This window comes from Tenacibaculum lutimaris (assembly GCF_003610735.1).
GTDB lineage: Bacteria > Bacteroidota > Bacteroidia > Flavobacteriales > Flavobacteriaceae > Polaribacter > Polaribacter lutimaris.
The window spans coordinates 1-13,759 of sequence record NZ_RAQM01000009.1 but is presented as its reverse complement, the minus strand read 5'-3'; the positions used below and the strand labels follow the sequence as shown (position 1 = coordinate 13,759).

14 protein-coding genes are annotated in these 13,759 nt (G+C 32.1%); 9 read left to right on the top strand and 5 right to left on the bottom strand.

Annotated elements, in window-relative coordinates; all coding sequences use genetic code 11:
- Position 1: 1 nt before the first annotated feature.
- Positions 2–667: an MIP family channel protein gene (locus C8N26_RS08465; protein WP_120186924.1), complete on the top strand. Its 666-nt coding sequence runs from the start codon at positions 2–4 to the stop codon at positions 665–667.
- On the top strand, positions 654–1,412 hold the full coding sequence (locus C8N26_RS08460) for a Rossmann-fold NAD(P)-binding domain-containing protein (protein WP_120186923.1): 759 nt from the start codon (positions 654–656) through the stop codon (positions 1,410–1,412). The genes C8N26_RS08465 and C8N26_RS08460 overlap by 14 nt, the downstream gene beginning before the upstream one ends.
- 14 nt (positions 1,413–1,426) lie before the next feature.
- On the opposite strand, the gene gldG is transcribed toward C8N26_RS08460, so the two are convergent.
- From gldG to C8N26_RS08435, 5 genes are read right to left on the bottom strand one after another with little or no spacing between them, the layout of a single operon-like run.
- The gene (gldG, locus tag C8N26_RS08455) at positions 1,427–3,067 is read right to left on the bottom strand and encodes a gliding motility-associated ABC transporter substrate-binding protein GldG (protein WP_120186922.1); all 1,641 of its coding nucleotides are present in this window, start codon (positions 3,065–3,067) and stop codon (positions 1,427–1,429) included.
- Entirely contained in the window at positions 3,060–3,779 is a 720-nt protein-coding gene (gene gldF / locus C8N26_RS08450; RefSeq protein ID WP_120186921.1) for a gliding motility-associated ABC transporter permease subunit GldF, read from the bottom strand. Before gldF ends, gldG begins: the two co-directional genes overlap by 8 nt.
- Before the next feature lie 6 nt (positions 3,780–3,785).
- Complete coding sequence (locus C8N26_RS08445) at positions 3,786–4,313, bottom strand: GNAT family N-acetyltransferase (protein WP_120186920.1); 528 nt, start codon at positions 4,311–4,313, stop codon at positions 3,786–3,788.
- Positions 4,313–4,609, bottom strand: coding sequence for a putative quinol monooxygenase (locus C8N26_RS08440; RefSeq protein ID WP_120186919.1), 297 nt, complete (start codon positions 4,607–4,609; stop codon positions 4,313–4,315). The genes C8N26_RS08445 and C8N26_RS08440 overlap by 1 nt, the downstream gene beginning before the upstream one ends.
- 4 nt (positions 4,610–4,613) lie before the next feature.
- Positions 4,614–5,474: an SAM hydrolase/SAM-dependent halogenase family protein gene (locus tag C8N26_RS08435; protein ID WP_120186918.1), complete on the bottom strand. Its 861-nt coding sequence runs from the start codon at positions 5,472–5,474 to the stop codon at positions 4,614–4,616.
- A 119-nt stretch (positions 5,475–5,593) separates the two neighbouring features.
- On the opposite strand from C8N26_RS08435, the gene C8N26_RS08430 reads away from it, so the two are divergent.
- The 7 genes from C8N26_RS08430 to C8N26_RS08400 all read left to right on the top strand — a co-directional run bounded on the left by C8N26_RS08430 (position 5,594) and on the right by C8N26_RS08400 (position 13,197).
- Positions 5,594–6,547 carry a PhoH family protein gene (locus C8N26_RS08430; protein ID WP_028891157.1) on the top strand — a complete coding sequence of 318 codons (954 nt, stop codon included), beginning with the start codon at positions 5,594–5,596 and terminating at the stop codon, positions 6,545–6,547.
- Between the two features lie 44 nt (positions 6,548–6,591).
- The gene (locus C8N26_RS08425; RefSeq protein WP_120186917.1) at positions 6,592–7,128 is read left to right on the top strand and encodes a hypothetical protein; all 537 of its coding nucleotides are present in this window, start codon (positions 6,592–6,594) and stop codon (positions 7,126–7,128) included.
- A 109-nt stretch (positions 7,129–7,237) separates the two neighbouring features.
- The gene (locus tag C8N26_RS08420) at positions 7,238–8,188 is read left to right on the top strand and encodes a phosphoribosylaminoimidazolesuccinocarboxamide synthase (protein WP_120186916.1); all 951 of its coding nucleotides are present in this window, start codon (positions 7,238–7,240) and stop codon (positions 8,186–8,188) included.
- Positions 8,189–8,289: 101 nt separating this feature from the next.
- Entirely contained in the window at positions 8,290–8,751 is a 462-nt protein-coding gene (locus tag C8N26_RS08415) for a (2Fe-2S)-binding protein (RefSeq protein ID WP_120186915.1), read from the top strand.
- Between the two features lie 12 nt (positions 8,752–8,763).
- Positions 8,764–10,980, top strand: a complete 2,217-nt coding sequence (locus tag C8N26_RS08410; RefSeq protein ID WP_120186914.1) for a xanthine dehydrogenase family protein molybdopterin-binding subunit — start codon at positions 8,764–8,766, stop codon at positions 10,978–10,980.
- Positions 10,981–11,109: 129 nt separating this feature from the next.
- The gene (locus C8N26_RS08405) at positions 11,110–12,363 is read left to right on the top strand and encodes an aminotransferase class I/II-fold pyridoxal phosphate-dependent enzyme (protein ID WP_120186913.1); all 1,254 of its coding nucleotides are present in this window, start codon (positions 11,110–11,112) and stop codon (positions 12,361–12,363) included.
- Between the two features lie 105 nt (positions 12,364–12,468).
- The gene (locus tag C8N26_RS08400; RefSeq protein WP_120186912.1) at positions 12,469–13,197 is read left to right on the top strand and encodes a DUF4294 domain-containing protein; all 729 of its coding nucleotides are present in this window, start codon (positions 12,469–12,471) and stop codon (positions 13,195–13,197) included.
- The last annotated feature ends 562 nt before the right edge of the window (positions 13,198–13,759 follow it).

The window sequence follows — 13,759 nt, the reverse complement described above, 5'->3', positions numbered from 1 at the left end:
AATGAAAAAATATATAGCTGAAAGTATAGGAACTTTTGCTTTAATTTTCTGTGGAACAGGAGCAATGACGGTAAATGAAATTACCAATGGAGCAGATTTGACGCATATTGGGGTTGCAATTACTTGGGGATTGATAGTGATGGCAATGATTTATGCCTTTGGAGAAATTTCTGGAGCACATTTTAATCCTGCAGTCACAATTGCTTTTGCCTATGCCAAAAGATTTTCATGGAAAGAAGTACCTAAATATATCATAGCTCAATTAGTAGGTGCTTTGTTAGCAAGTATTATGCTTTGGGTATTATTTCCTACAAGTGAATTTTACGGAGCAACATTACCAACGGTAGTGCCTTGGCGAGCTTTTATTTTAGAATTGTTATTAACCTTCTTTTTAATGCTAACGATAATAAATGTATCTACAGGAAGTAAAGAAGTAGGAGTAATGGCAGGTATAGCTATTGGTGGTGTGGTTTTGTTAGAAGCTATGTTTGCAGGACCTATAACTAAAGCATCTATGAATCCTGCTCGTTCCATTGCACCAGCGTTAATTTCTGGTCACTTAGAGCATTTATGGTTGTATATATTAGCACCAATTATAGGAGCTTTATTAGCGGTGGTTTCATGTAAAATAGTAAAAGACGATAATTGTTGTAATGAAAAATGTTAGTATTCTAGGTTGTGGATGGTTAGGCAAAGAACTAGGAATATATTTTACAAAGAAGGGATATAAAATAAAAGGTTCAACAACATCTAAAGATAAACTTCAAGAATTAAAATCAGTTGAAATTAAACCTTACTTAGTTAATGTTTCTGACGAACATATTTCATCAGAATTCTTAGATGCCGATGTTCTAATCATAGCTATCACTTCCAAAGAAATAGAAAACTTTAAAAGGTTAATTTCTTTTATAGAGAAATCAAACACAGCTAAAGTAATTTTTATTAGCTCTACTTCGGTGTACCCTAGTTTAAATAAGGAAATGACTGAAGAAGATAAAACAATTAATTCACCACTAGTTGAAATAGAAAACTTATTTAGAAACAACAATAACTTTCAAACAACCATAATTCGTTTTGCTGGATTATTTGGAGGAAAAAGACAACCAGGGAATTGGTTTGCTGATAGAAAAATACCGCATCCAAAAGGCTATGTAAATATGATACATAGAGAAGACTGTATTGCTATTATAGAACAAATAATTGAACAGAATGTTTTTGGTGAAGTTTTTAATGCCTGTGCAAACGATCACCCAACCAGAGAAGATTTCTATATAAATGCTAGAAAAATTCTAGGAAAACCTATTCCAGAATTTGACGACTCAAAACCATTAGTTTACAAAATAATTAGTAGCAAAAAACTTCAAAAAGCATTGAGTTATCAGTTTAAACACAATGATTTATTAAATATTTAAAAGTATTATTAATTCTACTGATACTTCTTCTTCCTCCAGTAATTAAAACCAAAACCAAACAGTGCTAATAGCACTAATGGAATACCAATATTGATAAATTGCCAAAAACGTTTTTCAGCAAAAGCACGTTGCTTATCCAATAAGTTAATTTGAATGGTTTTATTACGCAGTTGAATCAATCCAGAATCATCTAATAAATAGTCAATAGCATTGATTAAAAATTCTTTATTTCCAAACTGTTCTCCCGTCCATTTATCTAAGGACAAATCGTGTGGTTTTCCTTTTAAAATCTGATTTCTACCTACATCACCATCAGCAATTACAATCATTTTATTGTTTGTGCTCTCAGCTTTAAAATCAGGAGTATCAAAAGGTTTTATTCTGTTTTTATATGCAGAAGGAATGTTACCTTCTAAAAGAACAGCCAATAATTGTGGACCTGAAGCAAACTCATTTTCTTTAGGTTCTTTCGCAATGCTTTGTAATTCAATAAAATTAGGAGTTCCTGTTTGTTTGGTAAGCACGGAAGTCACTAATAACGGAGTCTTTTTTAAGTTTCCTTTTAAAGTATCTATTTGAGTAGCAAAACGAAAACGAACAGGTGCTACATTTTTAGTAATCGGATGGTTCGGATTTCCATTAACTAATGGATGATAAAACCAGTTTAAGTGTTGGAACTGTGTTTGGTTTCCTACATTTCCTGTAGCTAATGGAATTTTAGCCGAGTATAAATCTTGAATTAATTTATTATTTACACGAACTTGATAGCCAAACAATAAATCAGTTAAATTTAAATCACGTGGAAAAGCTAACATTTTTCCTTCATTGTACAAACTATCAGTATCCGCATAGTTATTATCTAGCATCCATAAACTTTTACCACCGTTTGCAATAAACTGATCAACGGTAAATTTTTCTTCCTCAGTAAAACGTTCAGTAGGTTTAGCTATAATTGCTAAATCGTAGTTACGTAAATCTTTCAAGGTTTTTTGCGGATTGTTAGCTACACTATCTAATGTAAATTTGGCTAAACGGTATTTTTTACCAACTTCACTTAACAAACTATATTGATAAATATCTTGAAGCTCACCATTACCAGCTAATACCGCTATTTTCTGCCTTTCTTTTAAAGTAACATTATGTAATGCATTAGCAAAAGAATACTCTAATTTTTCAACAGCATTTTGTAGCTGTGCCTCTTGCGTTTTAGCAATAGAGTTAGGAAGTAAAGAAATTAACTCTACTTTTTTACCATAAGTAATTTCTGCCCAAGGAAAAATAATAGCTTCAGATAACTTTCCATCTTCTTCTACAGTTAACTGGCTAGGCATCATTCCTCTTTTTACCAGACGTTCACGAATATTATCAGGATTGATAAATCTGAAGCGGATGTTAGAGTTTTTTGCTTGTAATTCCTCTAAAAACTGGCGTGTTTCTATTTGTAAACGCTTAAATTCCGCAGGAAAATCACCTTCTAAGAATACATGAATCGTTAGTGGTGTATCAATTTTATCAATAAGACTTTCACTTACTTCCGATAAGGTATATCGTTTATCTTGTGTTAAATCAAAACGTTTGTATATAGAGTTAGCCACATAGTTAAGAACTAACAGTCCAATAAGAGCTAATGCGATGTGTTGTAATTTCTTATTCATTTTTTAACTGTTGTTTAGTGATGAATAAAAAGAAGAACGTAACACTGATAAAGTAGATTAAATCACGAGTATCTACTACACCACGACTAATACTTTTAAAGTGTTCGTTAATACCAAATTGTTGTAAGGTATATCCTGAGTTTCCTAAGGAAGATCCGACAGCATCAAACCCGTAGAATAAAGCAAAAGTGATAAATACACTTACAATAAATGCTACAATCTGGTTATTTGAAAGGGTAGAAGTAAATAATCCTACAGCAGTATAGGTTGAAGCTAAAAATAACAACCCTAAATACGAACCAATTGTACTACCTACATCTAAATTTCCAATAGGGCTTCCTAATTGATACACAGTATAAGCATAAGTTAACGTAGGTAATAATGCTATAATAACGAGTAAAAGTGCAGCAAAAAATTTGCCCAGCACAATTTGCCAATCGGTAAGTGGTTTAGTTTTTAAAATTTCAATGGTTCCACTATTAAACTCATCTGCAAAACTTTTCATTGTTATGGCAGGAATCAGGAATAAAAACAACCATGGAGCTAAATAAAAAAAGCTATTTAAATCAGCAAACCCTGCATTTAAAATGTTGAAATTATCTTTAAATACCCATAAGAATAAGCCATTTACAAGTAAAAATACTCCAATAACCAAATAGGCAATGGGAGAGGCAAAAAATGAGTTAAATTCTTTTTTTAGTAGTGGTAGCATAAAATACTATTGTTCGTTTTTAAGAAGTCCAAAAATAACATTATTCTCGAAGTCGTTATCTTTTTTATTGGGACGTAATTTAAAGTTAAACCTTTTTAACAAATTTATAGAACCTTTATTGTGTTTATGAGTATAAGCTTCAATTTCATTCAAGTTAAGTGAACTAAAGCCAAATTGAAGAACTTCTTTTAAAGCTTCACTCATAAAACCTTTTCCGTGAGCGTCAGGATGTAATTCATAGCCAATTTCGGCATAAGACAAATTATCATTAAAATGACGTAAACCAATAGAACCTATAACCTCGTTGTTGTTTTCAATAATCCAGTAAATACCTTCGTTTTTAAGTACTAATTCATCAATTAGTTTTATAAAATCTTCCACATCAGAAATATCACTAGGAATCTTTCTATCAATAAATTTATTGACTACTGAATTCGATCGAATTTTAAAAACAGCCTCTTTATCATTATCAACAAGTTTTCTTAGTACAAGCCGAGGTGTATGTAAAACAGGAAAAGGACTGAATAAACTCATTAAGGTAACGATTCAACTTTATCTACACTCCAAGCAAGAGGCTTATCATTAAATAAAACTTTGGTTTGTGCCCAAACACCTTTAAATAATTCAGAATTTCTGTAGTTTTCTAAATCTTGCTCAGTATCCCAATAGCTATAAGTGAAAAATATATTCGGATTTGTTTTGTCTCTGTATAATTCTAATAAACGGCAACCAGGTGAATTTCGTATAAACTCTTTTTTAGTGTTGAAGTTGTTTAAAAACTCTTCAATTTTTTCTGGTTGAAAGCTCATTTTTACTATTCGTACAAACATATCGTTAATTTATAGGTGTAAATTCTGGTGTAATCGGATTTTCAAACTCAACAGTAATAGTGTCTCTATACTCTAATCCAAGTAGAGTAGAGGCACCTCCAACAGTTTCTAAATTACTTCGGTAAATGGCAATTTCTAAAAAACCTGCAGAGTTAAAAATAGCCAATTTTTCTCCATCATGCTGACCATTGTTTTCAATCGAGTAATCAACAATTTCATTATATCGACTAAAAATTTTTGTAAAGGTATAACGTCTAGCTGTAACTTTAAAATCACGACCTTTCCCAACAGTATTAAATAACTTTTGGCTAATATTAGTAATTACATTACCATAATTATCAATATAAATTACACCGCCAGAAATACTATTTTGTTGTTCGTTTACTTTTGGTTGAATTTCAATAATCTGCTTATAAGAATCAATTTCTCTACCAATAACACTTAAACTCCCACCACGAGCAATGTGGCTAGCAACTTGCACAAACACATCTAGTACAGGAAAACTGCTTTCTACTCGATCATGAATATTGATCTCAAAAATTTTAGTAGGCTTAATTTCAGAAGCAATCATAGAAATTAAACCGTTATCAGGACAAATAAAGTAATGATTGTCTAACTCTAAAGCAATGTGCTTATTTTGAATACTTAACTCAGAATCAACGCCAATTACATGTATAGTTTTATCAGGAAAACTCTTATAAGCATTTTTTAAAATATACGCTGTTTCTGTAATGTTAAAAGGGGAGATATGATGTGTTATATCTACAATCTTAGCATCAGGTAATTCTGAGTATATAGCCCCTTTTACAGCCCCTACAAAGTGGTCTTTAGTTCCAAAATCAGTAGTTAATGTGATAAGAGACATTAAGTTAGGTGTTTGTTAATTAGTTTGTGAAAAATTATGCTGAATTTTTAAACAAAACTACGTAATTCGACAAAAATAATCATTATTTTTAGTGTGAATAATCTTAAAACTTTTGTCATTTGAACGAACGCATAATTGAATTAACAGAAATCAACCCAAATGATTTCTTCGGAGCTCAGAATAGCACAATTACTCAGTTAAAAACATTCTTTCCTAAAGTAAAAATTGTAGCAAGAGGAAATAAATTAAAGATTTTTGGTGAAGCAGAATTATTAGATGAGTTTGAAAAGCGATTAGAAATGCTTATCAAATATTTTAATCGATATAATAAACTTGATGAAAATAGTATTGAACGTATTTTAACATCAACAGGTAAAGAAGAAGAGATTCGTAAATCAGGAAATGCAAAAGATGTTTTAGTGCATGGGGTTAGTGGAAAATTAATCAAGGCACAAACAGCCAACCAACATAAAATGATTGATTTGATGCAAAAAAATGATATGTTATTTGCAGTTGGTCCAGCCGGAACAGGAAAAACATATACAGCAGTAGCATTGGCTGTGAAAGCATTAAAAGAAAAAGAAGTTAGGCGTATTATTTTAACAAGACCTGCAGTTGAATCTGGTGAAAACCTTGGGTTTCTTCCAGGAGATTTAAAAGAAAAGTTAGATCCGTACATGCAACCATTATATGATGCATTACGAGATATGATTCCACACGAAAAGTTACAAGCGTATCTAGAAAACGGAACGATTCAAATTGCACCATTAGCTTTTATGCGAGGTCGTACGCTAGATAATGCCTTCGTGATTTTAGATGAAGCGCAAAATACCACGCATGCACAAATGAAAATGTTCCTAACCCGTATGGGAATGCATGCAAAATTTATCATTACAGGAGATCCTGGTCAAATAGATTTACCACGTAGACAAGTATCAGGATTGAAAGAATCATTATTAGCCTTAAAAGATATCAAAGGAATAGCACAAGTATACTTAGATGATAAAGATGTAATTCGCCACCGATTAGTAAAGCAAATTATAACAGCTTATAAAAGTATAGAAACTGAGTGATTTTTCATAAAAACATATTATTTTCGCAAATCTATTTTTTGCTTATGAAGAATATCGTTTTATTTTTACTATTTGTTTTTTCTATATTATCTTTTGTTTCATGTTTAGATTCAGATAGTGAAGCAGTTATAGTGTTTTCTGAAGGTTTCATAGAAGCTAATATTGGAGGTAGTTTATATAGAGAAAGTTTTAAACTTACAAATTTAGAAGACGCATCAATAGGTAGTGTTAGTTATTATAGTGATAATAACATAGAATTTATTCTTAAAATGAACGATTTAAATGATAGAATATACATAACTATTGATGATGTTAAAGAAGCAGGTGTTTTTGAAATTAAAGGCTATACATCAACAAGTATTAGTTACTATGATGGAGAAGCAGACAAAATATATCATACCAATTATAACTCAAGTTCAGGAATCTCTGTTGGTAAAGTTGTAGTTTCGAAGTTTGATATAGAAAATAAAATAATTGAAGGAACTTTTGAAGGAAGATTGTTAGATGGAGAAGAGCTAGGTAATACAATTCTTATTTCAGATGGAAAGTTCTCTGGTACTTATATTAATATTGGACTTTAAAATATTTAAAATATAATTTAAGAGAGATGTGTTTATAAAAGCACATCTTTTTTATTTAAATAAGTTTTTAACTTACATTTGCGCCACGACAACACAACAAAATAGAAAAATGAATACAATTAACGAAACTAATTTTCAGTTTCCAGGGCAAAAGACAGTTTACAAAGGAAAAGTAAGAGAAGTTTATAATATCAACGACGATTTATTGGTAATGATAGCTTCTGATCGTCTTTCTGCATTTGATGTAATTTTACCACGTCAAATTCCTTTTAAAGGACAAATTTTAAACCAAATTGCTACCAAAATGATGAACGACACTGCGGATATCGTTCCAAACTGGTTATTAGCTAATCCAGATGAAAATGTAGCAGTAGGTCATTTATGTGAACCATTTAAAGTAGAAATGGTAATTCGTGGATATTTATCAGGACATGCTGCTCGTGAATACGCAGCAGGAAAAAGAACACTATGTGGTGTAACAATGCCTGAAGGAATGAAAGAAAATGATAAGTTTCCTACACCAATTATAACACCTTCAACAAAAGCTGATAATGGAGAGCACGATGAAGATATTTCTCGTGAAGATATTTTGGCTAAAGGAATTGTTTCAGAAGAAGACTATTTAGTTCTAGAAGATTATACTAGAAAATTATTCCAAAGAGGAACTGAGTTAGCAGCTAAAAGAGGATTAATTTTAGTAGATACAAAATACGAGTTTGGAAAAACAAAAGATGGTAAAATTGTATTGATTGATGAAATTCATACACCTGATTCTTCTCGTTATTTTTATGCGGATGGATATGCTGAGCGCCAAGAGAAAGGAGAAAAGCAAAAACAATTATCTAAAGAGTTTGTACGTCAATGGTTAATTGAAAATGGTTTTCAAGGAAAAGAGGGACAACAAATTCCTGAAATGTCAGATACTAAAATCAATGAGATTTCAAATAGATACATAGAATTGTATGAGCAAATTACAGGAGAAGCTTTTGTAAAAGCAAATACAGAAGATGTACTAGAAAGAATAGAAAAAAATGTAACTACATTTTTACAAAATAGATAAGTAAGAGAGGCGAAAGCCTCTTTTTTTTATTTAAAATAACTTCATTAACTAAGTGGCATTTATTTTTTTCGTAACTTTTCGAATTATAAAAACTACCTGAAATGCCAAATTATACATTAAAAATTAACGGAAAATCGGTATCCTTTACAGCAGATGCTGATACACCATTGTTGTGGGTTTTACGTGATGAACTCGATATGGTAGGAACCAAATTCGGTTGCGGAATAGCGCAATGTGGTGCTTGTACCGTTCATGTAGACGGAACAGCAATGAGAAGTTGTCAATTACAAGTTTCCATGTTGGATGGTGAAGAAATAACAACCATTGAAGGGTTATCAACTGAAGGCAATCATCCATTACAAGAAGCTTGGAAGGAAGTAGATGTCCCACAATGTGGATATTGTCAAGCAGGACAAATAATGACAGCAGCATCTTTTTTAAAGGAAAATCCAAATCCTTCAAAAGAGGAAATAAGAGAAGCAATGCAAGGAAATATTTGTCGTTGTGCTGCATATAACAGAATAGAAAAAGCAGTTGCTTTAGCTGCTGAAAAAATGTCTTAAAATTTTTCAATCATGAGTACACAAGAAAACAAGTATACCTTTAGTAGAAGAAATTTTTTAAGAGCCTCAGCATTAGCTAGTGGAGGAATCATGATTGGGTTTAATTTATTTACTGCATGTAAACCTAATGTAAAACCATCTGTAGATGTTGAAAATCTGAATTTCAATGATTTTAATGCATTCATAAAAATATCTGATGAAGGTTATGTAACCATTTACTCTCCCAATCCAGAAATTGGACAAGGAGTAAAAACATCAATGCCGATGATTATTGCTGAAGAGTTAGATGTTGAGTGGGACAAAGTACATGTGGTACAAGCTCCATTAGATATTAAAAATTACACACGTCAATTAGCAGGGGGGAGTCAGTCTATTCGCCACGGATGGACGGCTTTGAGACAAACTGGAGCTACAACAAAACAAATGTTAATCAATGCTTCGGCAGTAAAATGGGGAGTAGACGCAGCTACTTGTTCTGCTTCAAAAGGAGTAATTACTAATGCAAATGGTGATAAATTAGGCTATGGAGAAGTGGTTAAAGAAGCAGCAATACTAGAAATTCCTGAAAATGTAACATTAAAAAAACCTTCAGAATTTTCTATCATAGGTAAAGATGTTATAAATGTTGATGTAGATAAAATAGTAACTGGTAAACCATTATTTGGGTTAGATTATAAAGAAGAAGGAATGGTATATGCTGCAGTTGTAAGACCGCCTTCTTTTGGAGAAGAGTTAGTATCATTCGATGCTTCTGAAGCTAAAAAAGTTTCTGGAGTGATAGATGTTGTAACTATTGGAGAAAAAGCAAGAAACTTTATTGAATCTGGTAAAAACAATTGGACTTTCAAGCTGTCAAAATCAGATAAAGTAGTTGTTATAGCAGAAAATACTTGGGCAGCAATCAAAGGATCCAAAGCTATTAAAGCTACATGGAAAGAAGGTTCTCAGCTTGAAGATACAAAACTTCACGATGAAAAATTGTTAAGTTTACTAGAAGGAGATAAATTTGATATAAGAAGAGAAGATGGAGATGTAGATAAAGTATTTTCAGAAGCTGATAAAGTTATAGAACGTACATATCATTCACCTTTCTTACCGCACAATTGTATGGAACCTATGAACTTTTTTGCAAACATAACTGCTGAAAAAGTACATCTGGTAGGGCCGGTGCAAACACCTGAATATGCAGCACAAGTTGCGTCTGAAATGTTAGGACGTGATTTAAGTCAAGTTCATATTGAGATGACCAGAATGGGAGGAGGTTTTGGAAGAAGATTGTATGGAGATTTTGTATATGAAGCTCTTGAGATATCCGATAAAATTAAGAAACCTATAAAAATGGTTTCGACAAGAGAAGAAGATATAACAAGTGGTATTTACCGACCAGCAATTAAATATAGAATTGCAGCATCAATAAAAGACGGAAAAATAACAGGATATCATTTAAAAGAAGCAGCGATTAATGACAATATGTACGGGTTAATTCCAAACTTCTTCCCTGCTGGATGTATTCCAAATTATAAAGTTTCAACAGCTAATTATAAGAGTAATATTACTACAGGCGCTTGGAGAGCACCATATACCAATTTCCTAGGATATGCAGAACAATCATTTTTTGATGAATTAGCACAAGAACTAGAAGTTGATCCAGTTCAGTTACGTTTAGATTTATTAGAGAATGTAAAAGATACTGAAGATAAAAGGATAGAATATTCAGGAAAGAGAATGCAAGACGCAATTCGATTAGCAGCTGAAAAAGGAGAATGGGGGAAAGCCAAAGAAGGAGTTTATCAAGGTTTTTCTGCATATTATAGTCATAATTCACATGTTGCAGAAGTAGCAGAAGTAGAAGTGAAAGATGGAGTCCCTGTCGTAACAAAAGTTGTTGCTGCGGTAGATTGTGGTATTGTTGTAAACCCTACAGGAGCGATTAATCAAGTGGCTGGTGGAGTTATTGATGGTATAGGGCATGCAATGTATGGAAATTTAACTTTTGAAGAAGGGAAACCTTCTAGTAGAAACTTTGATGGTTATAGGTTAATACGAATGAATGAGACTCCAAAAGTAGAAGTTTACTTTGTTCAAAATGAGTTGTCTCCAACAGGTTTAGGAGAACCAGGTTTACCACCAGCAGGTGGGGCTGTGGCTAATGCTATCCATAAAGCTTTAGGAAAAAGATTATATAAACAGCCATTTATAGAAGAATTAAAATCAAACGTTTTAGGATAAAATAAAAAGAAGTAAAAGGTGTCTAATTAGACACCTTTCTTCATTATATAATAATTATGCTACATACAATTTTTTGAAAATCTGTTAAAAAAGCACTATTTTCGCAACCTATAAAAATCAAAAATAATAATGGTTAAAGATTTATTTGAAAGAATTAAGGGAGATAAGGGACCTTTAGGAAAATGGGCAGATAAAGCGGAAGGGTATTATGTATTTCCTAAATTAGAAGGACCGATTTCTAACCGTATGTCTTTCAATGGAAAAAAAGTAATTACTTGGAGTATCAATGATTATTTAGGATTAGCAAATCATCCAGAAGTGTTAAAAGCTGATGGAGAATCTGCAGCAGCAGATGGTTTAGCATACCCAATGGGGGCTCGTATGATGTCAGGTCATACAAAATACCATGAGCAATTAGAAAAAGAATGTGCAGAGTTCGTTGGTAAGGAAGCTGCTTATTTAGTAAACTTCGGATACCAAGGTATGGTGTCAGCGATTGACGCTTTAGTTTCTAAAGACGATATTATTGTATATGACGTAGATACACATGCATGTATTATTGACGGTGTTCGTTTGCATGCAGGTAAACGTTTTGTATACCGTCATAACGATATTGAAAGTTGTGAGAAAAATTTACAACGTGCTACTAAAATGGCAGAAAAAACTGGTGGAGGAATTTTATTAGTTTCTGAAGGAGTTTTTGGTATGCGTGGTGAACAAGGGCGACTAAAAGAAATAGTAGCCTTAAAAGAAAAATACAATTTCCGTTTATTAGTAGATGATGCACATGGGTTTGGAACTTTAGGTGAAGGAGGAAGAGGAACAGGATTCGAACAAGGAGTACAAGACGGAATTGATGTCTATTTTGCTACTTTTGCTAAATCTATGGCAGGTATCGGTGCGTTTTTCGCAGGAGATAAAGATGTAGTGCAGTACTTACAGTACAATATGAGATCTCAAATGTTTGCAAAATCATTACCAATGCCAATGGTAAAAGGTGCTTTAAAACGTTTAGATATAATTCGTACACAACCAGAGTTAAAAGATAAGTTGTGGCAAGTTACCAATGCTTTACAATCAGGTTTACGCGAAGCAGGGTTTGATTTAGGAACTACTGAAACATGTATTACTCCTGTATATTTAAAAGGAGATATTCCAGAAGCAATGGCTATGGTGAACGATTTAAGAGAAAACCATGGGGTTTTCTGTTCTATCGTAGTGTACCCAGTAATACCAAAAGGATTAATTATTTTAAGATTGATTCCAACTGCACGTCATACAATGGACGATGTAACTGAAACAATAGAAGCATTTACAGCGATTCGTGAAAAATTAGAAAACGGAACGTACAAAAAAGTAGCTGAATCAATAATGGCAGAATAGTATAAGCCTGAAATAAAACAAAAAAACTCATGAAATTTTTCATGAGTTTTTTTGTTTTAAAACAGAAATGATACATTTGGAATCCTTTTTGTACATAAAAATTAAATGAAAAGAATACTTTGCTTATATATACTATTAGCGACTACTACAATTAGTGCTCAACTTAAAGATAGTTTGCCAAACTTTAACGATGAATATATTTTAGTTAAAGTAGGAGATAGTTTAATGATAAGGTTAAACGAAGTAACAGTGTTGCCAAAACATAAGTTTAAAGAGAAAAACGATATTTTATATTATTATTGGTTGCGAAAAAAAGTATTCAAAGCATATCCTTATGCAACTCTAGCTGCAAAAAGAGTAGATAGTGTGAATTCTCGTTTGTCGAGAATTAAATCAAAAAGCAAAAAGAGGCAATATGTAAAGCGTGTTCAAAAATACCTCGAAGAAGAATTAACAGCACCATTAAAAAAACTAACAAGAACAGAAGGGAGAGTATTGTTGAAGTTAATTCATCGTCAAACAGGAAAAACAGCCTTTGATAATGTGAAAGAGATTCGAAGCGGATGGAAAGCTTTTTGGTATAACACTACGGCAAACATGTTCAAGTTATCCTTAAAGTCAGAATACGTTCCAGAGAGCAATAATGAAGATTATTTGATAGAGGATATATTACAACGAGCTTATATAGATGAGAAGTTGGAGTATCAGGAGCCTAAATTAGCGAAGGACTATACGAATATTGTATTGAAGAGTAGGGGATATATGGATGTATCGGAGTACAAAGAGTACTTTAAGAAGCTTCGTAAGAAAAGAGATAGGAAGAAAAAGCGCTAAATTTTCAATTAACGATACTTAACAAATAAGTTTTTTAGAATTTAACTCTTTTTAAAACTCAGATAAACCTCAGTTTTTAAGAAGGAGTAAGGTTGTTCGTACTGCTGAATAAAGGACAATCTCCACAGAATAGCAAATAAGAAAGCAACCAAAAATGATATCGAAATAAAAAACTTTTGCTTATAAAGTATTAAGGTTTAAGGTATTAAAATTTAGGTTTTAAAAAAGGCAAAAAAAGTCATTGTTGTATTGAAAAAGGGTTCTATATTTGCACCCGCAAACGGAGAAGCGTTAAGCTAAGAAGTTAGTAAGAGTTCATTAAAATAGGATGTAGAATAAGTAAAGAAAAGGTTAAAAAATAGTTTAACATTTTCTTGTTTTATTTAAAGTAAAGGTAGTATCTTTGCAGTCCGATTTTAACGGAGACAGTTCATTAAAACAGCGAAAAACAGGCTAAAAAAAACTTTAAAAAAGTTTTTGTCAGAATAAAAACAGTTTGTATGTTTGCACCCGCTTTAAGAAAGCGATACGATCACAGGAATTTTGGAAAGCGATCAGCTAC

Bases quoted from the DNA above. Each gene is read 5' to 3' on its own strand.
- C8N26_RS08465 (WP_120186924.1), top strand. From the start codon at position 2: ATGAAAAAATATATAGCTGAAAGTATAGGAACTTTTGCTTTAATTTTC.
- C8N26_RS08460 (WP_120186923.1), top strand. From the start codon at position 654: ATGAAAAATGTTAGTATTCTAGGTTGTGGATGGTTAGGCAAAGAACTA.
- gldG (WP_120186922.1), bottom strand. From the start codon at position 3,067: ATGAATAAGAAATTACAACACATCGCATTAGCTCTTATTGGACTGTTA.
- gldF (WP_120186921.1), bottom strand. From the start codon at position 3,779: ATGCTACCACTACTAAAAAAAGAATTTAACTCATTTTTTGCCTCTCCC.
- C8N26_RS08445 (WP_120186920.1), bottom strand. From the start codon at position 4,313: ATGAGTTTATTCAGTCCTTTTCCTGTTTTACATACACCTCGGCTTGTA.
- C8N26_RS08440 (WP_120186919.1), bottom strand. From the start codon at position 4,609: ATGTTTGTACGAATAGTAAAAATGAGCTTTCAACCAGAAAAAATTGAA.
- C8N26_RS08435 (WP_120186918.1), bottom strand. From the start codon at position 5,474: ATGTCTCTTATCACATTAACTACTGATTTTGGAACTAAAGACCACTTT.
- C8N26_RS08425 (WP_120186917.1), top strand. From the start codon at position 6,592: ATGAAGAATATCGTTTTATTTTTACTATTTGTTTTTTCTATATTATCT.
- C8N26_RS08420 (WP_120186916.1), top strand. From the start codon at position 7,238: ATGAATACAATTAACGAAACTAATTTTCAGTTTCCAGGGCAAAAGACA.
- C8N26_RS08415 (WP_120186915.1), top strand. From the start codon at position 8,290: ATGCCAAATTATACATTAAAAATTAACGGAAAATCGGTATCCTTTACA.
- C8N26_RS08410 (WP_120186914.1), top strand. From the start codon at position 8,764: ATGAGTACACAAGAAAACAAGTATACCTTTAGTAGAAGAAATTTTTTA.
- C8N26_RS08405 (WP_120186913.1), top strand. From the start codon at position 11,110: ATGGTTAAAGATTTATTTGAAAGAATTAAGGGAGATAAGGGACCTTTA.
- C8N26_RS08400 (WP_120186912.1), top strand. From the start codon at position 12,469: ATGAAAAGAATACTTTGCTTATATATACTATTAGCGACTACTACAATT.